We start from the raw sequence: 25,813 nt of genomic DNA, 5'->3' as shown, positions 1-25,813 counted from the left end.
GCGCACCCAGCACTGCGGGCGCCGCCCACACAGGCACCGCCGACCCGCGCCCGGACCGCCCTCAGTCGTAGCGCCGCTCCGGCGCAGGACCCACGGCCGACGCGACGGCGTCGGCCACCGGCCGGATGTCCTCGTCGGCGAGCGCCGAGACGGTGATGCGTACCCCCGGCGGCGCGCTCATGCGGAAGCGCGCCCCCGGGGCGACGGCCCACCCGGCGTGCAGCAGGCGCGCCACCACCCCCGTCTCGTCCGGCACCGGCACCCACACGTTCATGCCGCTGCGCCCATGGGCCTCGATGCCGCGCTCGGCCAAGGCGGCGATCAACGCGTCGCGGCGCCGCCCGTAGGCGGCGGCCACCGCTGCCTCGTCGACCGCTCCCCCGGTCCACAGGTGCACGACGGCGCGCTGCATCAGATGGCTCACCCAGCCGGGCCCGAGCCGCTGTCTGCCGCGTACGCGGTCGACGGTGACGGGGTCTCCGGTGAGCACGGCGAGGCGCAGGTCCGGCCCGTACGCCTTGGCGGTGGAGCGGACGAACGCCCAGTTGTGCGTGGCACCGGCCAGGGGGTGCAGCGGCAGATCGACGATGGCGTGCCCGTGGTCGTCCTCGATGAGCAGTACCTCTCGGTGCGCGGCGAGGACTTTGCGCAGGGCACGCGCGCGTGCGGCGCTCACCGCGGCGCCGGTCGGATTCTGCGCACGGGCCGTGACGACGACAGCGCGCGCACCGCCGAGCAGCGCCTGCTGTACCTCCTCGGGCAGCGGCCCCTCGTCGTCGACACCCACGGGAACCGTACGCAGTCCGAGTGCGGGGACGAGATCGAGCATGCTGCCCCAGCCCGGATCCTCCACGGCGACCGCGTCCCCGGGTTTGAGGTGGGCCGCGAGCACCCGTTCGACGGCGTCGAGCGCCCCGGAGGTGACGGCGAGCGGGCCGTCTGGCACGCCGTCCGCGTCGAACGCCACGCGCGCGTGGCGGGCGAGTTCCGGATCGACGGCATCCTGCCCGTAGAGCACAGGTTTCTCGTCCCCCTGCGCTGCTGCCGCCGCGAACGCCTCGGCGAGCGGCGGCAGCAGCGCGGGGTCCGGGTTGCCGTTGGACGCATCCCGCACCCCTGGCGGCACGACGACACGGGCCCGCCCGCGCGCAGTGGTGGCCGGCTTGGGGCGGATACGACTGCCGCGCCGCCCCGCCGTCTCGATGACACCGCGTTCGCGCAGCGTGCGATAAGCGGCCGCCACGGTATTGGGATTGACTCCCAGCTGCTGCGCCAACTCCCGCATGGGCGGGAGGAGTTGACCCGGTTCCAGGTCACCGGAACCTACCGCGCGCTCGACGCTGCCCGCGATCTCAGCTGCGCGCCGGCCCGTGATCCGATACTCTCCTAGCACAAAGTCGAGTATGCACTAGTGCAATCGGCATGACAAGCCCGTTCACAAGCCCGTTCACAAGCCCGTTCACCGACCAGCCGGCACCGAAGCCCGCAGGCCTCAGCCCCAGCCTGCCCCCCTGACCCCGCCCCGCACCCCTCAGCCCCCAACCCCCAGCCCGCAAGGAGACGAGCCATGCCCGACCAGACCGCCTACGCCCCCACCGAGCGCACCCTCCCCACCCGGGGCCGCAGGCGCGCGTCGTACGACCGCACGCTGGTGCACTCGATACTCGACGAGGCCTACGTCTGCCATCTCGGCTTCGTACGCGACGGAGCTCCGGTCGTCCTGCCGACCCTGTACGGCCGGGTGGGCGAGCGTCTGTACGTGCACGGTTCGACGGGCTCGCGGCCGCTGCGGATGGCCGGTCAGACCGATCCCGGACTTCCCGTGTGCCTCACCGTGACCCATGTCGACGGACTGGTCCTGGCACGGTCGGCCTTCCACCACTCGATCAACTACCGCTCCGTGGTGGTGCACGGCGTGGCACATCAGGTGACCGACCCCGAGGAGCTGCGTACCGCCCTGGACGCGCTCGTCGACCACGTCGTGCCCGGTCGCGCAGCCGACTCGCGCCCCGCCAACGCGAAGGAGCTCGCGGCGACCGCGGTACTGCGCCTCGACCTCGAGGAGGTCTCCGCGAAGGTGCGCACCGGCGGCCCCAACGACGAGCCGGAGGACATGGACCTTCCCCACTGGGCCGGCGTGGTCCCGCTGCGCAAGGGCTACGACGCGCTCATTCCTTCGGAGGACCTGGCCCCTTCCGTGAAGACCCCCGGCTACCTGGCCGGTCTGTGACGCCGACCCCCGGTCCATCCGGGGGCGGACACCACCGCCGGCAGGATCGTCGCCTTATGCACCGCCCCCGCGTGCCGACAGTCCCGTCGGCACGTCGCCTGTAGGCGCGTCCTGTTCGCCCGGCTCGCTTCGCCTGCCCTGCTCGGCCGACGCCCCCTCCGTGCCCGGCAGGGCTCCCGCGACCGGTTCCGCCGAGGACTTCGCCGGGGCCGACGACTGTGCGATGAGCGCGCCCACCAGGACCACCGCCCCGCCGAAGATCTGGGGCGCCGACAGGTGTTCGCCGAGCATGACCCAGGCCAAGAGGGTGGCGACGACCGCCTCGAGGCAGGCCACGACGCCCGCCACCTGCGGGGAGAGCCTGCGCACGGACAGCACCCCCGTGACGTAGGCGACGACGGTCGCGACGAGGACGAGCCAGCCGAGCAGCAGAAACGCCGCGACCGGTGCGCCGTCCATGTGCGCGGTTCCGGCCAGTACGGACCAGTCCATGCCCCAGGGGCGCGCGGCGACCGTCAACAGGGCGGCGCCGACGAGCAGTCCGTACGCGATGACGCCGAGCGGGTCGGGCGCCTCGTCGCCCGCGTCGCTGCCCTGGTCGGACAGGACGAAGTAGCCGACCTGGCAGCAGGCCGCTCCCAGAGCGAGCAGGAGGCCGATCGCGTCGAAGCCCAGACCCGACCAGACCTCGACGACGCACGCGAGACCTGCGACGGCGAGGACGACACCCAGCGCGGCGGCCCGAGTCACCGGCCGCCGCTGCACGAAGCGCACCCAGGCGAGGAGGAGCGCCGGGGCGAGATACTCGACGAGCAGGGCGACTCCGACCGGGATACGGGAGATCGCGGCGAAGTAGCAGGCCTGCACACCGGCGACGCCCAACAGGCCGAACCCGGCCAGCAGAGCGGGGCGTCGGCGCACCAGGGAACGGTGCCGCCAGGCGACGGGCAGCATGACGAGGGCGGCACCCGCCGCCCTGAGCCAGACCACATGAAGCGGGTCGAGGCCCGCTTCGATCAGGGGTTTTGCCGCGACCCCCGACCCGCCGAAGGCGAGCGCCGATGCGAGGGCGAGGCCCAGGCCGACGCCCCTTCCCTGATTTACCTGACTCCCCTGAGACGCATGCACCGGCACATCATGACAGGCGCCGTCATGACCGTCACCCCCATTGACACCTGTCTCAAACGGTGGACCCGGCCCACGCAACGCCCACTCTCAGCGCCTGCAGCGCACGCTCTCGGCGTCTTCAGCGCCCACTCTCCGCGCCGCCGACACACTCGGATCCGGCCTCGATGCGCAGGAGCAACCGCCCGGCATCGACCCCGGCCCGTCCCAGCACCTCGACCGCGCGGCATTCGGAATCCGCAGCCAGCGCGGCTAGTAGATCGACGCAGCGCGTGCCCGACTCACCGCGGAGCCGGGCGCGTTCGTACGCCTTGTCCATGGCGGTGGCGCGCGGCGGGCGACCAGTCGGCACCCGCCACCACGGGCAGAGCGCCCGAATCCTCGACGGTGCTCTGCCACCTCAGCCCGTACCCGATGCTGCGCTGCACGAGATACCCCAGCAGCCGCGCGACCTGCGCATCTCCTTCGAAGACGTCCCGTACGTCCGGGCCGGACTCCAGCAGGGAGTGCAGGAGATGCGCGGTGTCGATCTGCCGGTCTCCGTCACGCACCGCCCGTCGCCGCGCGCCGGCGACCACGGTGGCCAGCTCCGCGCTGAGTCCGACGCCGGGTTCCGCACGGTTCGAGCCGCCGTCCACGGCCTGCCGGGGGATTCGAGGTTGCACATCTCCCACCTCATCAGCCCCTGCGGCCGATGGCATCCACGGCGGGAAGCATCTTCGCGTCCGACACAGGTTGGGCAAGCATGAGCGGGTCCTCCTCCTTGCGGAGGAGATCACGCCCTTTTCCCGGATGGGGGCGCGCCCCGTTGCCCCGACCCCACGGGCAACACCGCTTCCACGCCTCCACACTTTCTGACGGTTCATCAGTATTGAATGTTCAAGGCCCTGCGGCTACGTTCCGCGACACCGTTGCTGCGCCCGGCGCAGCGCACGACGAGATGGGGTGGTCGCATGGCCGAAGTCAGCGCGGAAGCACGCATCGAGGCGCCTGCCGAGAAGGTCTGGGCGCAGCTCACCGACTTCTCCTCGTACGGCGAGTGGAACGCCACGCACACGAGCTTCCCGAAGGGAGGCCCGGCCGCCCTGGAGGTGGGCGGCACATTCGAGGAGAACATGAAGCTGATGGGCTTCCCCGCCGAGGTGCTCTGGACCATCGAAGAGCTGGAGACCGCCCGCACCCTGGCCATCCGCGGCAAGGGACCGATGGCAGTCAACGTCGCCACCCGCTACTCGCTGACGCCCGACGGCGATGCCACGAAGGTCCGCATCGACGGTGAGTTCACGGGCGCGGCCGTGTCACTGATGGCCGGCAAACTCAAGGACTCGGCAACCGCCGCGCTGAACGAGTCACTGCGCAAGCTGGGCGGGCTGGTGGCCTGAGCCGAACCGACACCGAACGGTCGCACGAAGGCGCCCCGCACTGTGAAGTGCGGGGCGCCGTCACGCCGTACTGGCCGTCAGCCGTCGACATCAGTGGACCTTCAGTGTTCGTCGGCCAGGATCAGGTACAGCTTCTTGCGGGCGTCGTTGATCACGGAGAGCGCCTTCTCGCGCTGTTCCTTGCTGCCCGTCTTCCAGACCTGCCCGAACGCCTCCATCAGGCCGAAGCCGGCCTGCCGGATCTCGTTCAGCGACTCCCAGTCGACCCCGCGCCCGGCCTCTTCCCAGGGCGCCTCGGGCCCCTCGTCGGCCGCGACGCGACCCGACTCGGTGAGCGAGAACAACTTCTTGCCACCCTCGCTCGTACTGGCGATCAGGCCTTCGTCCTCGAGCAGCTGGAGCGTCGGGTACACCGACCCGGGGCTGGGCTTCCACGCCCCTCCACTCCGCTCGTCGATCTCGCGGATCATCTCGTAGCCGTGCATCGGACGGTCCTTGAGCAGGGCGAGGATCGACGCGCGTACGTCACCGCGCCGCGCCCTTCCCTTCGGGCCTCCTCGGCCACCGCGCCCGCCCCAGGGTCCACCCGGGCCGAAGCCGGGGCCGAAACCGCCCGGCCCGAACGGGCCGAAGGCGGCACGACGGCCGTCGAAGCCGCCCCGACCGTGAGGGCCGGGCGCGCCCGGGCCGCGTCCATGTCCGTGTTCGTATCCATGGGAACGCATCGCAATCACTCCTTCTATCTTTGATCGGTCGCGATGCGTCAACGATATATCGGAAACACTCGGATGGCAATGCCCATCCTGAGCGAGCTTCGGCCGGCACACAGGGAGAGCTCGCAAGGAGAGCCATCGCAAGGAGAGCCAAGTTCCCCCGATTGGCCTTGGCACCAGGATCCAGGACGCCCCTAACGTCGCCTCCATGCGGATTCGAATCGTCGATGCCTTCACCGACCGCCCCTTCGGCGGCAACCCGGCCGGAGTCGTGCTCCTGGAGGAGTTCCCGGACGCCGAGTGGCTCCAGCAGGTGGCCGCCGAGGTCAACCACGCCGAGACCGCGTTCGCCCACCCGCTGCCCGAGGGCGGCGAGGCCGACTGGGCGCTGCGCTGGTTCACGCCCGCCACCGAGGTCGATCTGTGCGGCCATGCCACGCTGGCCACCGCCCATGTCCTGCACACCACCGGTGCTGCCGGCGGCCCGGTGCGCTTCTCCACCCGCAGCGGCGTCCTCACCGCGACCACGCACGAGGACGGCAGCATCACGCTGGACTTCCCGACCGCCCCGCTCACCCCGATCGACGTACCGGAAGGGCTGGCCGCGGCCCTGGGTGCGGGGCCCCTCTCGGCGCACGACACCGGGCCCCACACAGGCGATCTGCTCGTCGAACTCGCCGACGAGAAGGCGGTCCTCGCACTCGCCCCGGACCTGAAAGGCCTGGTCGAGCACTCGGAACGCGGCATCATCGCGACCGCCCGCGCCGAAGACCCGTCCCGTGGCTACGACTTCGTCTCGCGCTGCTTCTTCCCGCGCGTCGGCATCGACGAGGACCCGGTCACAGGCAGTGCGCACACCGCACTCGCACCCTTCTGGTCCGCGCGCCTGGGCCGTACCGAGCTGACGGGCCTGCAGGCGTCGGCCCGCTCGGGCCTGGTCCGCACCGAAGTACGCGGCGACCGCACCCTTCTGTCCGGCCGCGCGGTCACGGTCATCGACGGGGAACTTCTCGCAGCGCCTCACAGCACCTGACAGCACTGTGGGGGGCGTACGAGCGATTCCGTACGCCCCCCACGCAGCACGTCACGTCACGCGGGTCACGCGGTCACGCCGTAGGCAGCCATCCCACCTTCCCGGCCAGCAGCGCGTACCCGACGAACGCCCCGATGTCGAGCAACGAGTGGGCGACCACCAGCGGTCCCACCCGGCCCCACCGCCGGTACAGCAGCACGAAGACGACGCCCATCGCCATGTTGCCGACGAACCCGCCGATCCCCTGGTAGAGGTGGTACGAGCCGCGCAGCACCGAACTGCCCGCCAGCGCGGCGACCGGCGTCCATCCCAACTGGCCCATCCGGCGCAGCAGATAGCCGACCACGATCACTTCCTCCAGCACGGCATTCTGTATCGCCGCCAGGATCAGCACGGGGTACTTCCACCACACCTCGGGCAGCGCCTCCGGCACCACCGTCAGGTTGAACCCGAGGCCGCGTGCCACCAGGTAGAAGGCGATGCCCGTGCTGCCGATCACCGCGGCGATCACGGCGCCGCGCCCCAGATCGGTCCAGGGCCGGGTGCGGTCGAAGCCGATCGTGCGCAGCCCCGCGCCCTCCCGCAGCAGGAAATGCGCGACCAGCGCGACGGGCACCAGGGCGGTCGTGATGCCGAACATCTGCCACGCGAGATCAAGCCACGGACGGCCGGGGGCCGCCGAGGCGTTCATCGTGGCCGCCTGATCCTTCAGACCCCCCGGCTTCGTGACCGAGCCGACAAAGCTGATCAGTGCGGACACGCCACTGGCACCGAGCGAGAGCGCCAGCACGAGAAGCGTCTCGTCCCGGAAAATCCGCCGTGAGAGCCGCTCCACCGGGAAGGAACCGGCCACCGGACCCGTCTCCGCCTGCACTCCTGCCTCCAATTGACTAATCCCGTCTCATCCCACCGCCGTCCCGCTAGGGTCCTCGAACGCAGGTACGAAGATCGTGCGCGACCGGCCGGGGGGACGGACGCTGTGGAGGCGTAACTCCCCCTTTTCCTTGCTCTACCGCTCAAGGCTTATCAAGGAGGGGCGCCACCGCCATGGGACGTCACAGCTTGCCCGACGAGTATGGGACAGCCGACATCGAGTCCCCTCCTCGCGCCCACCGCCGTGCCGTGGTCATCGCCGCGCCCTGCAGCCGGTGCAGGTCGGTGCGACGGGCTTGTACGACACCACGCTCGCCGCGTACAAGGCGGCCGCGTCCTCGTATGTGACGGGTCAGTTCAACGCGCTCGTGCTCCTCACCGACGGCGTGAACCAGGACCCCGGAAGCATTTCCCGCTCCCAGCTGATCACGAGGCTGCAACAGCTCACCGACCCGAAACGTCCCGTGCCGCTCATCGCGATCGCCGTGGGTCCCGAAGCGGACGAGAAGGAGCAGCAGGCACATTCGAGCCCGCACACCAACCGTTATGGCCAAGCGTTACGCAGGGCTGGGGGCACCTTCTGGGGGCACCTCCGGACGGAGTCGGGGAAGGTAGCTGGGGAGGGTGGGCGCAACCCACGACGGCGGCTGCCCTCACCCCGTAGGGACCGCCGCGGGCAACAACCCCACCGGCCAGGCGTGCACCGGCTCGCCGGCGCGCATCAGCTCGCAGTAGCGCTGCGTGGTGGCGGCGAGTGCGGCGTCCCGGTCGAGGCCGCTCTCCAGGGCGCGGTGGAACGTGGCTGCCTGCCAGCTCGCGCCGTTGACCCGCCTGCGGCACCGCTCCTCGATCACACCGAGGTAGAAGTCCCGGTCGGCGGCCTCGACACCCCACGCGTCGAGGCCCGCGGCGGCGAGCGGCAGCAGCTCGTCGCGTACGAGGGTCACTGCGGGAACCTTGGCCGTCCCACCGCGCAGACCGGGGCGCGGCCACTCCAGGTGCGCCTCGATGCCATGACGGCATGCGGCCTCGAAGTTGGTGGCCGCGGTCTTGAACGGCATCCGTGTCCACACGGGCCGCGCGTCCGAGGCGAGCGCCCGTACGACGCCGTAGTAGAAGGCGGCATTGGCGATGACATCGGTGACCGTGGGCCCCGCAGGCAGTACGCGGTTCTCCACCCGCAGATGCGGGACGCCGTCCGCGACCCCGTAGACCGGCCGGTTCCAGCGGTAGACGGTGCCGTTGTGCAGCACGAGCTCGGCCAGCCGCGGCACCCCGCCTTCGTCCAGGACGCGCAGCGGGTCCTCGTCGTCGGGGAGGGGGAGCAGGGCGGGGAAGTACTTCAGGTTCTCCTCGAAGAGCTCGTACGCGTCGTCGATCCACCGCTCCCCGAACCAGGTGCGCGGCCGTACCCCCTGCGCCTGGAGCTCGGGCGGGCGGGTGTCGGTGGACTGCAGGAACAGCGGGATCCGGGACTCCCGCCACAACTCACGGCCGAACAGGAACGGCGAGTTCGCACCCACGGCGATCTGCGCCGCCGCCACCGCCTGCGCCGCGTTCCACACGTCCGCGAACCGCGAGGGCGTGACCTGCAGATGCAGTTGCACGGATGTGCAGGCCGCTTCCGGGGCTATGGACGCCGAGGTGCAGACGAGGTGTTCCACGCCCTCGATGTCGAGGGTGAAGTCCTCTCCGCGGGCCGCCACGATCTGCTGGTTGAGCAGCATGTACCGATCGACGTCGGAGAGGTTTCCCGAGACGAGGTGATGGCGCCCGAGGGTCGGCAGAATGCCGATCAACGCGATCCCGGCATCGACCTCGTTCGCTTTGCGGTCGGCATATGCGAGTGCGGTGCGCAGCTCCTCGCCCAGCCGGTCGAGAACGCGGCTCTCCAATCGGTGCGGCGCTATGTTCACTTCCAGATTGAACATTCCCAGCTCGGTCTGGAAATCTCGACTGGCGATGCGCTCGAGCACTTCCGCATTCGTCATTCTCGGCAGACCGTCTGATCCGACGAGATTCAACTCGATCTCCAGGCCCATCAGGTTCTTCGGCCGGTCGAACCGCTTCTCCTCCAGGAGGCGCGCCAGCCCCGCCAGGCACTGCCGGAGCTTCCTCCGGTACGCCTGCCGATCGGCCAGGTCGAACGCGGCTGCCTCGACCTTCTCCCCCATCGAAGCGTCCCTCCTCGGACGGGCAGCCGAAGGACCGGCCGCGGTTTCCCCGGGGATGATGCCCAGGCAATTGATCGATAACGCTCCCCCGCCGGCCCATGACCCGGTACGCTCGGCGCGGATGTCACGCGGCACATTCACGGGGCATGTCACACTCTGCAGATTCCCCTCGTAGTTGTCTGGTGAAATAGCCGACGAGATTCAGCCGTCCGCTTCCGCCGGAGAATCCGAGGTCACGGACTCGACTACCCAGAGAATCGGGACGAACACCTCATCAAAGCGGCCGAATACCGCCTTGCCCGCAATACGCGTGACGGCTAGGCGAAACACTGCGTGAACAACTGTCGTATAAACTCCGCTCACGAGGCAGAGAGTTGGCGCTCACGGTCGATACCCGCCCCCTCTGACCCCGCGAGCTCACAGCGCCGTTTGCAACCCCCTGGCTCAGCCTTGCCTGTCGAATGAGAGGCGACCCACCATGCCGCTGCACGTTCCCCCGGCTCCCGCGCCCGCGCTTCGCACCGTCCTCACGGCACTCGGTTCCCCCACCGCCGTCCGTGAGGCCCACACCCCGTCCCTGCGCTCCGTCCAGGGACCCGTCACCCCCGAACTTCCCCTGCCCGTACACGTACTGGACCGGGACACCCCGGCCGGTCACTCGCCCACCACCACGCTCACCGGCTGGCGGTTTCTGGTCCGCGCGGGCGACCGCGCGGTGGCCGCGGCCGAGACGAGGCTGACACCCGACGGATGGGCCTTCTCGCACTTCTTCGAGGGCCCCTACATCGCGGCCACCGAACTGGCCCTGCGCCAGGCCGAGGTCATGACCACGCCATACCAGCCCCGTCTGCTGTCCGTACCCGAGCTGTACATGCTCACCCTGTGGCTGCACGGCAACTGCACCGCGGACGGCGCCGAGGGCCGGCCCGCCGCCACGGACGTACTGGTCCCGATCGCGCCCGCACCGCCCGGCATCGCCGCGCACCGCCCGCACCTCGTGGCGGATCTGCTGCCCGTCCTGACCCACCGGCTCACCCGGGCTCCTCTGCTCGGCCAGCCTGCCCAGCCCACCGAGCCCGCCCAGCCTGCCGCCTGAAGAGCATGCGCCCTCCGCGCCCCGCCGCCGTCGTAGTCCGGCCGCGGGGCGCGCGCGTGCCCACCGGCCCTTCCGGACTAGTCCCGTCGGGCCACCCCGAACCCCCCGAAGTGACAGTGCAGTTGGGGTGAACCGTCCGCACGGGTGATGCGTCATGAACCTGTGAGGAGAGTGCTGCCAAATCCCTGCGGATTCACGCCCGTGGGGCAACACTGGTTCCGGACCGAACTGAAAACGGGGGGCGGCCATGAACAACGCATCGAGCCGCAGGACAGACATCACATCGCAGCGAAAGATCCCATCCATGTGCCAGCACCAGCCCACGTGCCCGACAGCAGACTCCGCCGACCGCGAGGCCGCGGTCCTCGTGGCGCACCACCCGGAACAGGGGTGGAGCCTGCTCTGCAACGGCGTCCTTCTCTTCGAGGACACCGGTGAGCTGCTGCCGGACGGGCGGATCATCGCCCCGCACCGGCCGCTGGGCACGGGTCGGGTGGTGACGGCCGCCTGAGCGGCACGCACACGGTTGAGGACGGCCGTTCGAGCCGTCCGGACACATGAGGGGCCGGCCCGGAGACAGACATCTCCGAACCGGCCCCGACGCATGTCGCGCGGCTGTTCCCGGCGCTGTGGTGCAGCCCGCCTCGGACGTGTCAGTCCTCGTAGGCGTCCAGCGGTGGGCAGGAGCACACCAGGTTCCGGTCGCCGTACGCCTGGTCGATGCGGCGCACCGGCGGCCAGTACTTGTCGGCGGCCGAGACGCCCGCCGGGAAGACGGCCTCCTCGCGGGAGTATGCGTGGTCCCAGGCTCCGCCGACGGCGGCCGCGGTGTGCGGTGCGTTGCGCAGCGGGTTGTCGTCCGCGGGCCACTCGCCCGAGCCGACCTTCTCGATCTCCGCGCGGATGGCGATCATCGCCTCGCAGAACCGGTCGAGTTCGCCGAGGTCCTCGCTCTCGGTGGGCTCGATCATCAGGGTCCCGGCCACCGGGAACGACATCGTCGGCGCGTGGAAGCCGTAGTCGATGAGGCGCTTGGCCACGTCGTCGACGCTCACGCCGGTCGCCTTGGTCAGCGGCCGCAGATCGATGATGCACTCGTGTGCGACGAGCCCGCCGGGGCCCGTGTAGAGCACCGGGTAGTGCGGCTCGAGCCGCTTGGCGATGTAGTTGGCCGACAGCACGGCGACCTGCGTCGCGCGCTTCAGGCCCTCGCCGCCCATGAGTCGCACATACGCCCAGGAGATGGGCAGGATCCCGGCGGAGCCCCACGGGGCCGCGGAGATCGGGCCGACGCCGGTCGCGGGGCCGGCGGCGGGCTGCAGCGGGTGGTTCGGCAGATACGGGGCGAGGTGTGCGCGGACGCCGACCGGGCCGACGCCGGGGCCGCCGCCGCCGTGCGGGATGCAGAACGTCTTGTGCAGGTTCAGGTGCGACACGTCACCGCCGAAGTGGCCCGGCTTTGCCAGCCCCACCAGGGCGTTGAGGTTCGCACCGTCCACGTACACCTGGCCGCCCGCGTCGTGCACGGCCGCGCAGATGTCGGCGACGTGCTCCTCGAACACGCCGTGCGTCGACGGGTACGTGATCATCAGTACGGAGAGCTCGTCACGGTACTGCTCGATCTTGGCGCGCAGGTCCTCGACGTCGATCTCGCCGTCGTCCGCCGTCTTCACGACCACGACCTTCATGCCGGCCATGACGGCGCTGGCGGCGTTGGTGCCGTGCGCCGACGACGGGATGAGGCAGACCGTGCGCTGGTCGTCGCCGTTGGCCCGGTGATAGCCGCGTACGGCCAGCAGACCGGCCAGCTCGCCCTGCGAACCGGCGTTCGGCTGGAGCGATACCTTGTCGTAGCCGGTGACCTCGGCGAGCCGCTCCTCCAGCTCCGTGATGAGCGTGAGGTAGCCCTGCGCCTGGTCGGCCGGGGCGAAGGGGTGCAGCTGGCCGAACTCGGGCCAGGTGACCGGCTCCATCTCGGTGGTCGCGTTGAGCTTCATGGTGCAGGAGCCCAGCGGGATCATGCCACGGTCGAGCGCGTAGTCGCGGTCGGCGAGCCTGCGCAGGTAGCGCAGCATCGCGGTCTCGGAACGGTGCTGGTGGAAGACCGGGTGCGCGAGGAAGTCGTCGGTGCGCAGCAGCGACTCGGGGAGTGCCTCGGCGGCCGTCTCGTCGAGCGCCTCGATGTCCGCCTCGACGCCGAAGGCCGTCCAGACGGCGCCCACCTGCGCACGCTTGGTGGTCTCGTCGCAGGCGATGCCCACGTGGTCCGCGTCGACCAGGCGTACGTTGACCCCGCGCTCACGGGCCGCGGAGACGATCTCTGCGGCCTTGCCCGGCACCCGCGCGGTCAGCGTGTCGAAGTACGCGCCGTGCACGATCTCGACACCGCCCGCCCGCAGCCCCTCGGCGAGGATCGTGGCGTACCGGTGGGTGCGCTGCGCGATCGCCTTGAGCCCGTCCGGACCGTGGTAGACGGCGTACATGCCCGCCATCACGGCGAGCAGCACCTGCGCCGTACAGATGTTGCTGGTGGCCTTCTCGCGGCGGATGTGCTGCTCGCGGGTCTGCAGCGCGAGGCGGTACGCCTTGTTGCCGTCGGCGTCGACGGAGACACCGACCAGACGGCCGGGCAGGCTGCGGGCGAACTTCTCACGGACTGCCATGTAGCCGGCGTGCGGCCCGCCGAAGCCCATCGGCACACCGAAGCGCTGGGTGGTGCCGACGGCGATGTCCGCGCCCAGCTCCCCCGGCGAGGTCAGCAGGGTGAGGGCCAGCAGATCGGCGGCGACGGTGACGATCGCGCCGAGCTCGTGCGCCTGGTCGATGACGGGCTTCAGATCGCGCACGGCACCCGAGGCGCCCGGGTACTGCAGCAGCACACCCACGACCCCGCGCTCGGCGACGTCGGCCGGGATGCCGTCGGACAGATCGGCGACGACGACCTCGAAACCGGTCGGCTCCGCGCGCGTCTCGATCACGGCGATGGTCTGCGGCAGCGTGTCGGCGTCGATGAGGAAGACGCCGTTCTTGACCTTGCCGACGCGGCGCGAGAGCGCCATGGCCTCGGCCGCCGCCGTGCCCTCGTCGAGCAGGGAGGCACCCGAGGTGGGCAGTCCTGTCAGCTCGGCGACCATCGTCTGGAAGTTCAGCAGCGCCTCGAGCCGGCCCTGCGAGATCTCCGGCTGGTACGGCGTGTAGGCGGTGTACCAGGCGGGGTTCTCCATGACGTTCCGCAGGATGACCGGCGGGGTGAACGTGCCGTAGTAGCCGAGCCCGATCATCGAGTCGAGGACCTGGTTGCCGTCGGCGAGCGAGCGCAGCTCGGCCAGCACCTCGGCCTCGGTCCGCGCACCGGGCAGCTCCAGCGCATCGGCGCTCTTGATCACATCGGGCACGGCGGCGGCCGTGAGCTCGTCCAGCGAGCCGTACCCGACCTGGGCGAGCATCTTGGCCCGCTCCCCGGCGTCGGGCCCGATGTGCCGCTGCTCGAACGGGATGCCCTGCTCCAGCTGGGAGAGCGGAATGCGGTTGGCGGTCATTGTGCGGAGGCCTCCTGGTCTTACACGACCTTCGTGGGCACCACGCGCGGGTGCCCGGACGGCCTCCCCCTCTGTCATCTCAACCTGAGAGTTTCACCGGGCACACACGTGTCGCCCGGCTTTCACCGTCGGTGAGAGCGGAAGCCGTCGACGCCCGCCCTGCTTTCCAGAGTGACCTCGTCCGTGCGGTACAGGGGCCTGAGAGATTCCGGGGAGGATTTGCTCCTTCGGCGCCTCCGATCGGGGATCGGAGGACTCTCCCGCACGGGGTCAGCAGCCGTTGTCAGCCTACCAGCGAGGGCTTCGCCCGGGACCTGCGCCGAGGCTTCGAGTGGCCGCCTTGCCCAATGTGCTCTTTCGTAGTGCTTACGGATGAGTTGCGAGGAGCTGGAGGGCCCGTGCAGACCGATATCGATCCGCGTACTTTGATAGGCCGCAAGGCATTTGATCGCAACGGTCACAAGATCGGCACCGTCGACGAGGTCTATCTCGACGACGCGACCGGCGTCCCCGAGTGGGCGGCCATCCGCACGGGCCTGTTCAGCCGGGACGCCTTCGTGCCCCTGGAGCCGAGCGAGCTGGTCGAGGGCAGCCTGCGGGTGCCCTTCGAGCGCGCCCTCATCAAGGACGCCCCCGACTTCGGCGTGGGCCGCCATCTCTCCCCGGAGCAGGAATTGCAGCTCTACCACCACTACGGCCTGGACGTCTCGGACCCGGGCGCCGCCGCCCTGCCCCCGGACCGCGACTTCGGCCGCCTCGCGGACTCGGACGACACCTGACTCTCCCCGCCCGCCGGTCCAACTCGCCGGCTCTCGCACCCGGACCCCGCCCCTTCCCCCGCGGGGTCCGCCTGACTGTCCGGGGCACGATCCGGCCCAGCGGGTTCGCGGCGCTCTCCACCTACGCCCCTGTCATACTCCCTGCCTCCGCTCCCGTCGTACTCCCTGCCCCCGCACCTGTCCGCACCGAGGGCGACGACGCCGCCGCCATCGGCGCCGTGCACGCCGTCTTCCTCCCGCGTGCAGGCGCCGCCATCGGTGCTGTCCCCACCGACGGTGTGCTCGCCCCCGTCCTCGCGGTCGGCGGGCACCCCGGTCTGTTCGCCCTGCCGGACGCGGCCACGTCCGTCCTCCGCCTTCCCGCTGCCGCCTCCCCTTCCGTCTGCCTCCCCACCATCCGGCCCAGTGCCCGGTTCCGGGGCCTGACCGCCGGCGTTGGGCACAAGCGGCAGCGGCTCGGCCGACTCCAGATCCGGATCGTCGGTCCTGAACGTGCGTACGCGGCCGGGCGGGGAGCCCGGTGTCTCGAACCGCACGGTCACCCGTCCCAGACCGCTCCCCTGCACCCACCCGGCGCCGTACTCGGCATGCCGCACGTCGCGGCCCGCCAGCCAGTGCCGCTCGGCCGGCGCCGGCTCTTCCCCCTTCAACTGCTGCGCCGCCTCCTCGTGCTCCGCTTCCTCCGACCGGTCCCCCGCCGCCTGGGCGAACAGGTCCTCCTGTGTGAAATCGGCGAGCCCGCTCACGCCGACCCCGAGCAGCCGCACCCCACCGGTGGTGTCCACGGCCTCGAGCAGCCGCCCCGCGGCCTCCCGGACCACGGCGGGGTCGTCGGTGGGTCCACGGAGGGTCTCGGACCGGGTCAGCGTCGAGAAGTCGTACCGCCGCACCTTGAGGACCACCGTCCTCCCGGATCGCCCCGCGCCCCGCAGCCGCTGCACGCACCGGTCCGCGAGCCGCTGCACCTCCAGCCGGATCCGCACGCGGTCATGGATGTCCACGTCGTACGTGTCCTCGACCGAGACCGACTTGGCGTCCCGCTCGGCCACCACGGGCCGTTCGTCCTGCGCCATCGCCATCGCGTACAAAGCGGTCCCGTGCGCCTTCCCCAGCAGCCGTACGAGCTCGTCCACACCCGCCTCGGCGATCTCCTCGACCGTGGTGATCCCCGCCCGCCGCAGATGGTCTCCGGTGGCCGGACCGACGCCCGGCAGCACGCGCACCGACATCGGGCCCAGCAGCGCGCGCTCCGTGCCGGGCCGTATCAGCACGAGGCCGTCGGGCTTGGCCTGCTCGGAGGCGATCTTGGCGAGCATCTTCGACGCCGCCAGCCCCACGGACCCGGTCAGCCCGGTGAGCGCCTTGATGTCCGCACGCAACCGCTCGCCGGTGGCCCGCGCCGAGGCCTCGTCCCAGCCCGTGCCCCCGGCCTCCAGGTCCACGAACGCCTCGTCCAGGCTGAGCGGCTCGACAAGCGGCGACAGGCGGTGCAGCAGGCTCATGACGTGCTCGCTGATCTCCCGGTAGAGCCCGAAGCGGGGCACCAGATACGCGGCATTGGGCGCGAGCCTGCGCGCCTGCGCCATGGGCATCGCGGAGTGCACCCCGAACACACGGGCTTCGTACGAGGCGGTGGCGACCACTCCGCGCGGCCCCAGCCCGCCCACCACCACGGCCTTTCCGCGCAGACTGGGCTTCGCCGCCTGCTCCGCGGAGGCGTAGAAGGCATCCATGTCCAGATGCAGGATGGTGGGCGCGGTTCTCACACCACCGATGCTGCCTCACGCCACTGACAATGCCCGATGATGCCGCGGCCGCGGGTGACCGCCGCGAGCGCGTTGAGCCGGCCCCCGCCACTGACCGCCGCGAGCGCGTTGAGCCGGCCTCGCCTGGACAAAACGACCCCGCATGGACCCTGACCGCTGCGGCCGTGCGCTCATACAGCGCGGTTGCGACGCCTCGCCAGCTCATCGGCGGGGTGGTGTCCGACCAGCGTCTCCCCGGTGTCGATGCGCTCCCCGTGCAGCTGCGACAGGGCACTCTCGACGTCCCGCCAGACCACGCCCACGGCGATGCCGAAGATGCCCTGCCCGCCCTGCAGCAGATCGTGGACCTCGTCGGGCGACGAGCATTCGTAGACCGTCGCACCGTCACTCATCAGCGTCATGCGCTCCAGATCCCGGAAGCCGCGCTCCCGCAGATGCTGCACCGCGGTGCGGATGTTCTGCAGGGACACACCCGTGTCGAGGAACCGCTTGACGATCTTCAGGACGACGACGTCCCGGAAGCTGTAGAGGCGCTGGCTGCCCGAGCCGTACGCCGGTCGCACACTCGGCTCGACGAGGCCCGTGCGCGCCCAGTAGTCGAGCTGCCGATAGGTGATGCCGGCCGCCGCACAGGCCGTTGGACCGCGATAGCCAATTTGTTCGACTGCTGCGCCGCCGTTACCCAGCGCCGCTTCACGCCGTTGCGGAGTGTGGTGGGCCGCGCTGCCGTGGAGCGGGTACGCCTCCGCCGGACCCCGTCCGGGGCCACCCCCAGTCGTACCGTCGCCGCTGCTTTTCACGCCGACCTCCGTCCTTGACCTGCCTTCTCGACGGTAGGCAGTCACCAGGGGTGCGTCAACGATCGCCACACTCGGCACGCCGAGTGATAATCACCCTACGAGTGGTTTCCCGTACCTCACCGTGGGGAAAGGCTAGCCGAATGCACGGACAGCGGCCGCCGACCACCCACCGGCCGTGGCCTCTCCAACTGCGGCTCTGAGCAGGGCCCGAACGGCTGCGGCTCCGGCGGGCAAGTGCCCTCATCCGCTTCACTGGCTGTTGGTGCCGAAGTCCTCGGGCGAGATCTGGTCGAGGAACTCGCGGAACTTCTCCACCTCGTCCTCCTGCTCGTCCGGGATCGCGATCCCGGCGTCGTCCAGCACCCCGTCGCTGCCGTAGATCGGCGTCCCCGTGCGCAGCGCCAGCGCTATCGCGTCGGAGGGCCGGGCACTGACCTCGACTCCGCTCGCGAACACCAGCTCCGCGTAGAAGACGCCCTCGCGCAGGTCCGTGATGCGCACTTCGCTGAGTTCCTGGCCGACCGCGTCGAGCACGTCCTTGAACAGGTCGTGGGTCAGCGGTCGCGCGGGCGCCATGCCCTGCTGGGCGAAGGCGATCGCCGTCGCCTCCCCGGGCCCGATCCAGATGGGGAGGTAACGATCGCCTCCCACTTCACGCAGCAGCACGATCGGTTGGTTGGAGGGCATTTCGACCCGGACACCTACGACGTCGAGCTCGTTCACACAGCAACCCTAGGCCGTGCCCGGCACCTTTGGGTAGTCGAGCACTCCACGTGCACCGTTCGACCATGTACGAAATCAGTGGAGGCGCACACCCAGCGCGGTCTGCACGAGCGCCGCATGGAGCCTTACCGTCAGCCCCGCAAGCTCCTTCGCACGCGCCTCCGCATGGGCCCTGGTCTGCGGATTACGGTGTCGCCGCAACGGAGCCACGACCTGGTCGACAAGGCCCGCGTCCCGGTCCGCGGCGGCCTTCATCGCCCGCAGATGGCGCGGCTCGATCCCGAAACGGCCGAGTTCCACCATGAGAGACGCGACCGTAACCGCCTCGGCGTCGTATCCACCGTCGGGCAGCGGAGCGATGAGGCCGTAGGACTCCCACTCCGCCAGCTGCTCCTCGTCGATCTCGGCCGCCGCCAGGAGCTCAGCCCGGCCCACGCGGGCGGCAGTCGGTCCCTGCACCCCCGCCTGGAGCTCGTCGTCACCGCCCACACACGGCCTGCCCACAGAGGGCAGCTGCAGCGGCTCACCGCGCTCCAGGACGTCCAGATGCTCACGGATCACCCGCAGCGGCAGATAGTGGTCCCGCTGCATCCGCAGTACGTGACCGAGCCGCTCGACGTCCTCGGGGCTGAACTTCCGGTAGCCCGACGGGGTCCGCTGCGGCTCGATGAGGCCTTCCGACTCCAGAAAGCGGATCTTGGAGATCGTGACTTCCGGGAACTCCTCGCGCAGCGCGTTCAGCACGGTGCCGATGCTCATCAGCCGACTTTCCGCTGCGGCGGTGCCACTCCCGGCACCGCCGCTCGGTGTTTGCAGCATGGACCTTCCTGACAGGTCAGATGCCCCGCTGGCTCGCGTAGAAGACCAGCCGGTACTTGCCGATCTGGACCTCGTCGCCGTTCGACAGGACGACCGAGTCGATCCGCTCCCGGTTGACGTACGTGCCGTTGAGGCTGCCCACGTCGGCGACCGTGAACGAGCCGTCCGCTCCACGGCGGAACTCCACATGGCGGCGCGACACGGTCACGTCGTCCAGGAAGATGTCGCTCTGCGGGTGCCGGCCGGCCGTCGTGAGATCACCGTCCAGCAAGAAGCGGCTGCCCGAGTTCGGTCCCCGCCGGACGACCAGCAGCGCCGATCCGAGCGGAAGCGCGTCGACCGCCGCCTGTGCCTCGGGAGACAGGGCCGGCGACGGAGTCTGGCCGGTGATCTCCGCGTCATAGGCCTCGATACCGGAGATGGAAATCGTCGAAGTCGTCTCGGACGGACGCTCGCCCGCACCGGCCCGCAGCGGGGCGCCGCAGTTCGAGCAGAATCGGCTTGCCTCGGCGTTCCGGTTCCCGCACCTCGTACATACCAAGGCCGACATGGACGGATCCTCCTGCCGCGGCTGGCCCGCAGGGGCATGGGGTGCGTACGGGCCGGGGGTGAACCCTCCACCCGTACTCGAGGTTGACGGTTCCCCGAAACCTATGCGGCCCGATGCACCAGGGTCAACAGAAGACGCGCCCTGATCGCCCGAAATGTCACCACCCGGACCAGCGACCTGGTCGCGGAACAGCGGACGCTCGGCGCCCTGCTCCGGAACTTCCCCATGGCTCGGTGCGCGATGCCGGGCGGTGGCACTGCCACCCTCCTCGCGCGCGCTCTTGCCGAACAACTTCGCAAACAACTTCACGGGCGATTCCCCTTGAACGAAACAGACCCGCCCGTGGGGCAGGACGAACGCTGACTGCACACACCGGCTGACCCGGACATCCTCACAACGTCCGTATCCACCAGACAGTTTCCACCACGCACCACCCATCCGGTGCGCCGACCCCCCGCAACCTCCTGCCCTGCCGCGGCACCCCCCATGCACCTTGGATTCACCGGGAGGACGACCGAGCGTAGTCAGGCTGCTTCGCGGGTCGCAAGGCGTCCACGACGATCTTCCCGGCGCGCGCCACCGTCGCGGTGGCCTGCTCTTTCTCCAGCGTCTGCACCACGCCTCCGGGGATGTTGAGCGCCGGCTCGAGGTCCTGCGGCTTGCCGATGACCTTGAAACGATAGGGCTGGCTGATCTTGTTCCCGTCGACGCTCACACCACCGCCGTCCGCATCGGCGAGATAGGTGCCGGCGACCACCCGGACATCGTTGATCTGGATGGCCTCGGCCCCGGCCGCGCGCAGTTCCTGGATGGCGTCGAGCAGCATGTCGGCCTCGACCGTCCCCTTCTCGTCGCCGATGGTCAGCGTGATGCCGGGGCCCTGCGCCGCCACCGTGCCCGCCAGAATGCCGAGTTGCCGTTCCTTCTCGACGGTCTGTTTGCGGGCCTCCTCGGCCTGGTCCGAGCTGGTCTCCAGTTCGGTGCGCTGGTCCTCGAGGCGCTGCTTCTCCTCCTCAAGACGCTGCGTACGGTCGTCGAGTTCATCGAGGATGCGTACGAGATCTTCCTGGCGTGCTCCGCGCAGCGCGCTGTTGTCGCTGTTGGAGCGGACCTGGATGGCCAGTCCGAGACCGAGCACGAACAGCAGCAGGGCCACGATGAGTTGGGCACGGCTTACGCGCGGTGGCCACAGGCTCTGCGCCAGCCTCTGCCGACCGGTCGGCGACGGCTCCGGCGTGTCGTCCTCTGCGGATGCCTCCTCGGGTCGAGCCGAGCGACCCGTAGAGACTTGGGGGTTTTGGGGTGCCTGTGTGGCCTCAGGGTTCTGGGGTGCTTGTGCGACCAGAGACTTTTCTGGGGCGACGGAGTTCTTCTGGGCGTCCGCACTGCTCCGGTGGCCGTCCGCACCGCCGGAGGCCGTCTCACCTGCCTCCCTAGCCTCAGAGGCCTCCACAGCCTCATCGCCAACTTCCTTGCGCAGCTGGCTCTCCGGCGTCTTGTCCGCGCTCATCGGCCTCACGCCCGGAAGACGTGCCGGCGGATCGCGGCAGCGTTGGAGAAGATACGGATGCCGAGGACCACCACGACGCCGGTGGAGAGCTGCGAGCCGACGCCCAACTTGTCGCCGAGGAACACGATCAGCGCGGCGACCACGACGTTCGACAGGAACGACACCACGAAGACCTTGTCGTCGAAGATCCCGTCGAGCATCGCCCGCAGGCCTCCGAACACGGCGTCGAGCGCCGCGACCACGGCGATCGGCAGATACGGCTCGACCACCGCCGGAACCTCGGGGCGGACCAACAGTCCGACCACGACTCCCACGACGAGGCCCAGTACGGCGATCACGATGTGCCCTTCCCTGCCTTCGGCTCTGCTGTTCTTACGATCACACTCGGTGCGGCGGGCAGCCGGACGTCGTCCTCGACGGAGATACTGGTCCGGATCCCGAAGTTCTCCTGCAGGGCGTGCAGATACTGACCGTCGGCGCTGTTCTGGAACCGGGTGCTCAACTTTCTGCCGTCCCCGACCACGAGCAGCGTGTACGGCGGCGCCAGCGGCTTGTTGTCGACCAGGATCGCGTCACCCGCGGCCCGGATCGCGGACAGCGCCGTGAGCCGCTGCCCGTTGATCGCGACGGCCTCCGCGCCCGACTGCCACAGGCCGTTGACGACCCGCTGCATGTCCCGGTCGCGTACCCGTCCGGTGTCGGAGAAGCCCGAGGTCTGGCGCGGCCCGCCCCCTGCCGATGTGTCTGCCTCCTTGGCGTCGTCGACCACCAGCTGCACGCCGGGGCCGTGCACCGCGGTCGCCCCCGAGAGGAGCCCGACCAGTTCGCCCTTGTCGCCACCCTGCGTCCGCAGCGCTTCCCTCTGCCGTCGGCTCACGTCGTCGCGGAGCGTGTCGACGGTGCTCTCGAGCTTGTCGGCCGCAGCCGTCTCCTGCTCGATACGGTCGATGAGCTCCTCGCGCTCCTTCGCCGCGGCCGGAGCCGCCACCCTGGCCTGTGCCGCACCCACGGTCACCACGAGCGCGGCGAGAACCAGCCCCAGAGCGAGTCCGAGTCTTGCCCGCAAGGTGCGCGGCATGTGGCTGTCACCCGTCGCGTTCTTCCGGGCCGCCGCCTCGGCGTAGCCGTCGTCGAGGCTGTGGTCCATGACGTTGGTGAGCAGCGACATGGAGGCGTCCGGACGCGAGGGGCGCGCGGGTGTGCTCCGAATGGGGGGCTGCTGCGGCATGCCGCACATCGTCGCACGTCGGCGCCGCTACCTCCGAACGGGCCCACCGGTGTGCCGGACAGCACTCCGCAGAGAGCTGTCCGGCACATGCGTCGGTCAGCGGCCGGCGCTGTCCACGACGGCCGACCACTCGTCGAGAAGCGCCTGCGCGGACGCGTCGTCGGGCCCTTCCGCCCACAGGTGCGTGACGGCCTCGGCGGGGTCGGGAAGCACCATCACCCAGCGGCCGTCCGGTTCGACGACGCGTACACCGTCGGTCGTGTCCACGGACCGGTCACCGGCCTCCTCCACCACGCGCCGCATGACCAGGCCCTTGACGGCCCACGGAGTGGCCAGGTCGCGTCGCAGCACGTGGGCGCGCGGAATCCGCGCGTCGATCTGGCTCAGTGTGAGCTGCGTACGTGCCACGAGCCCGATCAGCCGTACGAACGCGGCCGTGCCGTCGAAGACACTGCTGAACTCCGGCACGATGAAGCCGCCGCGTCCGTCACCGCCGAAGATCGTGCCGTCCTCGGCCCCGACGCGGGTCAGATCGTCCGGCGACGTCGTGGTCCAGGCGACCTGCGTTCCGTGGTACGCCGCCACCTGCTCCGCGATCCGCGTGGTCGTCACCGGAAGCGCGACGCGCCCACTCCGCCGTTCCGCCGCGACCAGATCCAGCATGACGAGCAGCGCCCGGTCGTCCTCGACGATCCGGCCCTTCTCGTCGACGAGCGACAGCCGCTCACCCACCGGGTCGAACCGCACGCCGAAGGCGGCACGCGCCGAGGCGACGATCTCCCCGAGGCGGACCATCCCGGACCTCCGCGCCTCCGCGGACTCGGTCGGCCTGGACTCGTCGAGCCCGGGATTGATGGTCAACGAGTCGACGCCCAGCTTTCCGAGGAGGCTCGGTAGAACAAGACCGGCGCTGCCGTTCGACGCGTCGACGACGACCTTCAGCCCTGATTCGGCGATCCCGGTGGTGTCGACATTCCGGAGCAGCGAGCCCGTGTACGAGTCGAAGACGCTCGACGGGAAGTGCAGGTCCCCGATCTCCCCGGGGAACGCACGCCGGTACTCCTGGCGCGCGAACACCCTGTCCAGCTTCCGCTGGCCCCCCGCCGACAGGTCGGCCCCCCGCTCGTCGAAGAACATGATGTCGACGGAGTCCGGCACACCGGGCGTGGTCCTGATCATGATGCCGCCCGCACTGCCCCGCGCCGTCTGCTGCCGGGCCACGGGCAGCGGTACGTTCTCCAGGTCCCGTACCTCGATGGCGCTGGCCTGCAGTGCGGAGATGACCGCCCTCTTGAGCGCTCGGGCGCCTCGGGAGTGGTCGCGGGCGGTCGTGACCGTGGAGCCCTTCTTGAGGGTCGTCGCATACGCTCCGGCGAGCCGCACGGCGAGCTCAGGGGTGATCTCCACATTGAGGATGCCGGAGACACCCCGCGCCCCGAACAGATGGGCCTGCCCGCGGGACTCCCAGATCACCGAGGTGTTGACGAACGCGCCGGCCTCGATGGTCTTGAACGGGTAGACCCGCACATTGCCCTGCACGATCGATTCCTCACCGATGAGGCACTCGTCGCCGATGACAGCGCCGTCCTCGATCCGCGCGGCACGCATGATGTCGGTGTTCTTGCCGATCACACAGCCCCGTAGATTGCTGTGCTGGCCGATGTAGACGTTGTCGTGGACGACGGCCCGGTGCAGGAAAGCACCGCTCTTCACGACGACGTTCGAGCCCACGACGGTGTGCTCGCGGATCTCCGCGCCGGCCTCGACCTTGGCGTAATCGCCGATGTACAGCGGCCCACGCAACACGGCGTCGGGGTGCACTTCGGCGCCCTCGGCCACCCATACCCCGGGGGAGATCTCGAAGCCGTCGATGTCGACGTCGACCTTGCCCTCGAGCACGTCGGCCTGGGCCTTGACGTAGCTTTCGTGCGTGCCGACGTCCTCCCAGTACCCCTCCGCGACATAGCCGTAGACCGGCTTCCCCTCCTTCATGAGCTGGGGGAAGACATCGCCTGACCAGTCGACCGGTACGTCTGCCTCGACGTAGTCGAACACCTCCGGTTCCATGACGTAAATGCCCGTGTTCACCGTGTCCGAGAAGACCTGGCCCCAGGTCGGCTTCTCGAGGAAGCGCTCGACCTTGCCGTTCTCGTCGAGAATGGTGATGCCGAACTCCAGCGGGTTCGGAACGCGAGTCAGGCATACGGTGACGAGGGCTCCCTTTTCCTTGTGGAAATTGACGAGCTCGGTGAGGTCGAAGTCGGTCAGCGCATCACCGGAAATCACAAGGAACGCGTCGTCCTTCAGCGCTTCCTCGGCGTTCTTCACGCTCCCGGCTGTACCGAGTGGCTTCTCCTCATTCGCATAGGTGAGCTCCATGCCGAGCTCTTCACCGTCTCCAAAATAGTTCTTGACGAGCGACGCCAAGAACTGCACCGTAACCACGGTCTCGGTGAGCCCATGCTTCTTTAGCAGCCGAAGCACATGCTCCATGATCGGGCGATTTGCCACAGGCAGGAGCGGCTTGGGCATGCTCGAGGTCATGGGGCGAAGGCGTGTGCCTTCGCCTCCGGCCATCACGACGGCCTTCATGTCGGAAGCGTCCTCCTTGAAGAGACGACGGTCTAGCCGACTGCACCCGTCCGTATTGGCCCGCATATGTCAGGTACGGGCCATCAAGCCTCTACGGCCGCCTTGCAGGCGAGCTCAATCGGCTACGGCGTCCGCCCTGATTAGTCGGCGGACCTGAACCACATAGAGGATCCCTGCCCACCAGTAGAGCGTTGTACCCCACCCTGCGAACGCCCATCCGAAAATAGCAGCGAGTGAGGAGATCCAGCTACTTCCGTCACTGAGAAGAAGTAGCGGGAAGGCATACATCAGGTTGAACGTTGCCGCCTTCCCCAGGAAGTTGACCTGCGGCGGCGGATAGCCGTGGCGCCTGAGGATGCCCACCATCACCAGCAGAACCAGCTCTCGCGCCAGAAGTACAGCGGTCAACCAGATCGGGAGAATCTCCCGCCAGGTAAGACCGACCAGCGTCGACAGAATGTAAAGACGATCGGCCGCGGGGTCGAGTAGCCGACCGAGACTGCTGATCTGATTCCAGCGTCGCGCGAGCTTGCCGTCGAGATAGTCACTGACACCGCTGAGCGCCAGTACGAGCAACGCCCAGCCGTCGCTCTTGGGCCCGCCGAACTCCGGCCTGAGGATCAGCCACAGGAAGAGGGGCACGCCGGCGAGACGCGCCATGCTGAGGATGTTCGGGATGGTGAGGACCCGGTCTGTCTGGACGCGGGTCTCCTGGACCTCCACCCGGGGGCCTCCTGTGGGAACGTGCCTACGATGCCTCCTGACCTTACCGTCACCCTCCGTCCAGCTGTGCAGAGGGGTATCGAGCAGCCCGAACGCAGAAGTGCGTGAGGCCCGTGGAAATGCAGAAAGCCCCTGTACCGGTAAACCGGTACAGGGGC

Annotated in this window: 21 protein-coding genes, 3 pseudogenes and 1 riboswitch; of the genes and pseudogenes, 7 read left to right on the top strand and 17 right to left on the bottom strand. The window is 69.7% G+C overall.

What is annotated here, in order from left to right; all coding sequences use genetic code 11:
* Positions 1 to 61 precede the first annotated feature (61 nt).
* Positions 62 to 1,393 (bottom strand): aminotransferase class I/II-fold pyridoxal phosphate-dependent enzyme, encoded by a 1,332-nt coding sequence (locus tag H1D24_RS13490; RefSeq protein ID WP_181657730.1) that lies wholly within the window; start codon positions 1,391 to 1,393, stop codon positions 62 to 64.
* A 174-nt stretch (positions 1,394 to 1,567) separates the two neighbouring features.
* Here H1D24_RS13490 and H1D24_RS13485 point away from each other — a divergent pair, with 174 nt between their 5' ends.
* The gene (locus H1D24_RS13485; RefSeq protein ID WP_181657729.1) at positions 1,568 to 2,230 is read left to right on the top strand and encodes a pyridoxamine 5'-phosphate oxidase family protein; all 663 of its coding nucleotides are present in this window, start codon (positions 1,568 to 1,570) and stop codon (positions 2,228 to 2,230) included.
* Between the two features lie 54 nt (positions 2,231 to 2,284).
* On the opposite strand, the gene H1D24_RS13480 is transcribed toward H1D24_RS13485, so the two are convergent.
* Positions 2,285 to 3,364, bottom strand: coding sequence for an EamA family transporter (locus H1D24_RS13480; RefSeq protein WP_181657728.1), 1,080 nt, complete (start codon positions 3,362 to 3,364; stop codon positions 2,285 to 2,287).
* A gap of 112 nt (positions 3,365 to 3,476) precedes the next feature.
* Positions 3,477 to 4,056 (bottom strand): annotated as a pseudogene (locus tag H1D24_RS13475) (peptidase).
* Between the two features lie 252 nt (positions 4,057 to 4,308).
* Here H1D24_RS13475 and H1D24_RS13470 point away from each other — a divergent pair.
* A complete protein-coding gene (locus tag H1D24_RS13470; RefSeq protein ID WP_181657727.1) occupies positions 4,309 to 4,737 on the top strand; it encodes a type II toxin-antitoxin system Rv0910 family toxin in 429 nt (142 codons plus the stop codon).
* Between the two features lie 101 nt (positions 4,738 to 4,838).
* On the opposite strand, the gene H1D24_RS13465 is transcribed toward H1D24_RS13470, so the two are convergent.
* Positions 4,839 to 5,462 (bottom strand): PadR family transcriptional regulator, encoded by a 624-nt coding sequence (locus H1D24_RS13465; protein ID WP_181657726.1) that lies wholly within the window; start codon positions 5,460 to 5,462, stop codon positions 4,839 to 4,841.
* A gap of 196 nt (positions 5,463 to 5,658) precedes the next feature.
* Between H1D24_RS13465 and H1D24_RS13460 the strand changes: the two genes are divergently transcribed.
* Positions 5,659 to 6,483 carry a PhzF family phenazine biosynthesis protein gene (locus H1D24_RS13460; RefSeq protein WP_181657725.1) on the top strand — a complete coding sequence of 275 codons (825 nt, stop codon included), beginning with the start codon at positions 5,659 to 5,661 and terminating at the stop codon, positions 6,481 to 6,483.
* Positions 6,484 to 6,556: 73 nt separating this feature from the next.
* On the opposite strand, the gene H1D24_RS13455 is transcribed toward H1D24_RS13460, so the two are convergent.
* Positions 6,557 to 7,357, bottom strand: a complete 801-nt coding sequence (locus H1D24_RS13455) for a CPBP family intramembrane glutamic endopeptidase (protein ID WP_181657724.1) — start codon at positions 7,355 to 7,357, stop codon at positions 6,557 to 6,559.
* A gap of 262 nt (positions 7,358 to 7,619) precedes the next feature.
* Between H1D24_RS13455 and H1D24_RS42340 the strand changes: the two are divergent.
* Positions 7,620 to 7,868: pseudogene (locus H1D24_RS42340) on the top strand (vWA domain-containing protein); the annotation flags it as partial.
* A gap of 141 nt (positions 7,869 to 8,009) precedes the next feature.
* Here the strand turns inward: H1D24_RS42340 and H1D24_RS13450 are convergent.
* The gene (locus H1D24_RS13450; protein ID WP_181657723.1) at positions 8,010 to 9,530 is read right to left on the bottom strand and encodes a glutamate-cysteine ligase family protein; all 1,521 of its coding nucleotides are present in this window, start codon (positions 9,528 to 9,530) and stop codon (positions 8,010 to 8,012) included.
* Positions 9,531 to 10,008: 478 nt separating this feature from the next.
* Here H1D24_RS13450 and H1D24_RS13445 point away from each other — a divergent pair, with 478 nt between their 5' ends.
* Both H1D24_RS13445 and H1D24_RS13440 read left to right on the top strand, forming a co-directional pair.
* Positions 10,009 to 10,626, top strand: a complete 618-nt coding sequence (locus H1D24_RS13445; protein ID WP_181657722.1) for a hypothetical protein — start codon at positions 10,009 to 10,011, stop codon at positions 10,624 to 10,626.
* A 304-nt stretch (positions 10,627 to 10,930) separates the two neighbouring features.
* The gene (locus H1D24_RS13440) at positions 10,931 to 11,137 is read left to right on the top strand and encodes a DUF5999 family protein (RefSeq protein WP_281399313.1); all 207 of its coding nucleotides are present in this window, start codon (positions 10,931 to 10,933) and stop codon (positions 11,135 to 11,137) included.
* 142 nt (positions 11,138 to 11,279) lie between these two features.
* Here H1D24_RS13440 and gcvP read toward each other — a convergent pair whose 3' ends face one another.
* Positions 11,280 to 14,165, bottom strand: a complete 2,886-nt coding sequence (gene gcvP, locus H1D24_RS13435) for an aminomethyl-transferring glycine dehydrogenase (RefSeq protein WP_181657720.1) — start codon at positions 14,163 to 14,165, stop codon at positions 11,280 to 11,282.
* A gap of 176 nt (positions 14,166 to 14,341) precedes the next feature.
* A riboswitch (glycine riboswitch) is annotated at positions 14,342 to 14,438 on the bottom strand.
* A gap of 125 nt (positions 14,439 to 14,563) precedes the next feature.
* On the opposite strand from gcvP, the gene H1D24_RS13430 reads away from it, so the two are divergent.
* Positions 14,564 to 14,944, top strand: coding sequence for a PRC-barrel domain-containing protein (locus tag H1D24_RS13430; protein ID WP_181657719.1), 381 nt, complete (start codon positions 14,564 to 14,566; stop codon positions 14,942 to 14,944).
* Between the two features lie 338 nt (positions 14,945 to 15,282).
* Here the strand turns inward: H1D24_RS13430 and H1D24_RS13425 are convergent.
* From H1D24_RS13425 to clsA, 10 genes and pseudogenes are all read right to left on the bottom strand, one after another.
* A pseudogene (locus tag H1D24_RS13425) lies at positions 15,283 to 16,710 on the bottom strand (DNA polymerase IV); the annotation flags it as partial.
* Between the two features lie 170 nt (positions 16,711 to 16,880).
* Entirely contained in the window at positions 16,881 to 17,510 is a 630-nt protein-coding gene (locus H1D24_RS13420) for a MerR family transcriptional regulator (protein ID WP_181657718.1), read from the bottom strand.
* A gap of 249 nt (positions 17,511 to 17,759) precedes the next feature.
* Positions 17,760 to 18,233, bottom strand: a complete 474-nt coding sequence (locus tag H1D24_RS13415; RefSeq protein WP_067272821.1) for a bifunctional nuclease family protein — start codon at positions 18,231 to 18,233, stop codon at positions 17,760 to 17,762.
* Between the two features lie 75 nt (positions 18,234 to 18,308).
* Entirely contained in the window at positions 18,309 to 19,052 is a 744-nt protein-coding gene (ftsR, locus tag H1D24_RS13410; protein ID WP_181657717.1) for a transcriptional regulator FtsR, read from the bottom strand.
* Positions 19,053 to 19,068: 16 nt separating this feature from the next.
* Positions 19,069 to 20,040: an FHA domain-containing protein gene (locus tag H1D24_RS13405; RefSeq protein WP_181657716.1), complete on the bottom strand. Its 972-nt coding sequence runs from the start codon at positions 20,038 to 20,040 to the stop codon at positions 19,069 to 19,071.
* Between the two features lie 61 nt (positions 20,041 to 20,101).
* Positions 20,102 to 21,112: a DUF881 domain-containing protein gene (locus H1D24_RS13400; protein ID WP_374064230.1), complete on the bottom strand. Its 1,011-nt coding sequence runs from the start codon at positions 21,110 to 21,112 to the stop codon at positions 20,102 to 20,104.
* A gap of 5 nt (positions 21,113 to 21,117) precedes the next feature.
* Positions 21,118 to 21,450 carry a small basic family protein gene (locus tag H1D24_RS13395; protein ID WP_067272827.1) on the bottom strand — a complete coding sequence of 111 codons (333 nt, stop codon included), beginning with the start codon at positions 21,448 to 21,450 and terminating at the stop codon, positions 21,118 to 21,120.
* Positions 21,447 to 22,349, bottom strand: coding sequence for a DUF881 domain-containing protein (locus H1D24_RS13390; protein WP_181657715.1), 903 nt, complete (start codon positions 22,347 to 22,349; stop codon positions 21,447 to 21,449). The genes H1D24_RS13395 and H1D24_RS13390 overlap by 4 nt, the downstream gene beginning before the upstream one ends.
* An 87-nt stretch (positions 22,350 to 22,436) precedes the next feature.
* Positions 22,437 to 24,932, bottom strand: a complete 2,496-nt coding sequence (locus H1D24_RS13385) for a mannose-1-phosphate guanyltransferase (RefSeq protein WP_181657714.1) — start codon at positions 24,930 to 24,932, stop codon at positions 22,437 to 22,439.
* Between the two features lie 114 nt (positions 24,933 to 25,046).
* A complete protein-coding gene (gene clsA, locus H1D24_RS13380) occupies positions 25,047 to 25,655 on the bottom strand; it encodes a cardiolipin synthase ClsA (protein WP_181657713.1) in 609 nt (202 codons plus the stop codon).
* Positions 25,656 to 25,813 lie beyond the last annotated feature (158 nt).

Source organism: Streptomyces himalayensis subsp. himalayensis (genome assembly GCF_013778455.1).
Taxonomy (GTDB): Bacteria; Actinomycetota; Actinomycetes; order Streptomycetales; family Streptomycetaceae; genus Streptomyces; species Streptomyces himalayensis.
Note: the sequence above shows the minus strand (reverse complement) of the source record. Positions and strands in the feature narration are given on the sequence as shown.

Excerpts from the sequence above, each read along its gene's own strand:
- H1D24_RS13465 (WP_181657726.1), bottom strand. The coding sequence starts at position 5,462 with ATGCGTTCCCATGGATACGAACACGGACATGGACGCGGCCCGGGCGCG.
- gcvP (WP_181657720.1), bottom strand. The coding sequence starts at position 14,165 with ATGACCGCCAACCGCATTCCGCTCTCCCAGCTGGAGCAGGGCATCCCG.
- ftsR (WP_181657717.1), bottom strand. The coding sequence starts at position 19,052 with ATGCTGCAAACACCGAGCGGCGGTGCCGGGAGTGGCACCGCCGCAGCG.
- H1D24_RS13485 (WP_181657729.1), top strand. The coding sequence starts at position 1,568 with ATGCCCGACCAGACCGCCTACGCCCCCACCGAGCGCACCCTCCCCACC.
- H1D24_RS13445 (WP_181657722.1), top strand. The coding sequence starts at position 10,009 with ATGCCGCTGCACGTTCCCCCGGCTCCCGCGCCCGCGCTTCGCACCGTC.
- H1D24_RS13450 (WP_181657723.1), bottom strand. The coding sequence starts at position 9,530 with ATGGGGGAGAAGGTCGAGGCAGCCGCGTTCGACCTGGCCGATCGGCAG.
- H1D24_RS13405 (WP_181657716.1), bottom strand. The coding sequence starts at position 20,040 with ATGGGTGGTGCGTGGTGGAAACTGTCTGGTGGATACGGACGTTGTGAG.
- H1D24_RS13400 (WP_374064230.1), bottom strand. The coding sequence starts at position 21,112 with ATGAGCGCGGACAAGACGCCGGAGAGCCAGCTGCGCAAGGAAGTTGGC.
- H1D24_RS13385 (WP_181657714.1), bottom strand. The coding sequence starts at position 24,932 with ATGAAGGCCGTCGTGATGGCCGGAGGCGAAGGCACACGCCTTCGCCCC.
- H1D24_RS13470 (WP_181657727.1), top strand. The coding sequence starts at position 4,309 with ATGGCCGAAGTCAGCGCGGAAGCACGCATCGAGGCGCCTGCCGAGAAG.
- H1D24_RS13390 (WP_181657715.1), bottom strand. The coding sequence starts at position 22,349 with ATGTGCGGCATGCCGCAGCAGCCCCCCATTCGGAGCACACCCGCGCGC.
- H1D24_RS13440 (WP_281399313.1), top strand. The coding sequence starts at position 10,931 with ATGTGCCAGCACCAGCCCACGTGCCCGACAGCAGACTCCGCCGACCGC.
- H1D24_RS13460 (WP_181657725.1), top strand. The coding sequence starts at position 5,659 with ATGCGGATTCGAATCGTCGATGCCTTCACCGACCGCCCCTTCGGCGGC.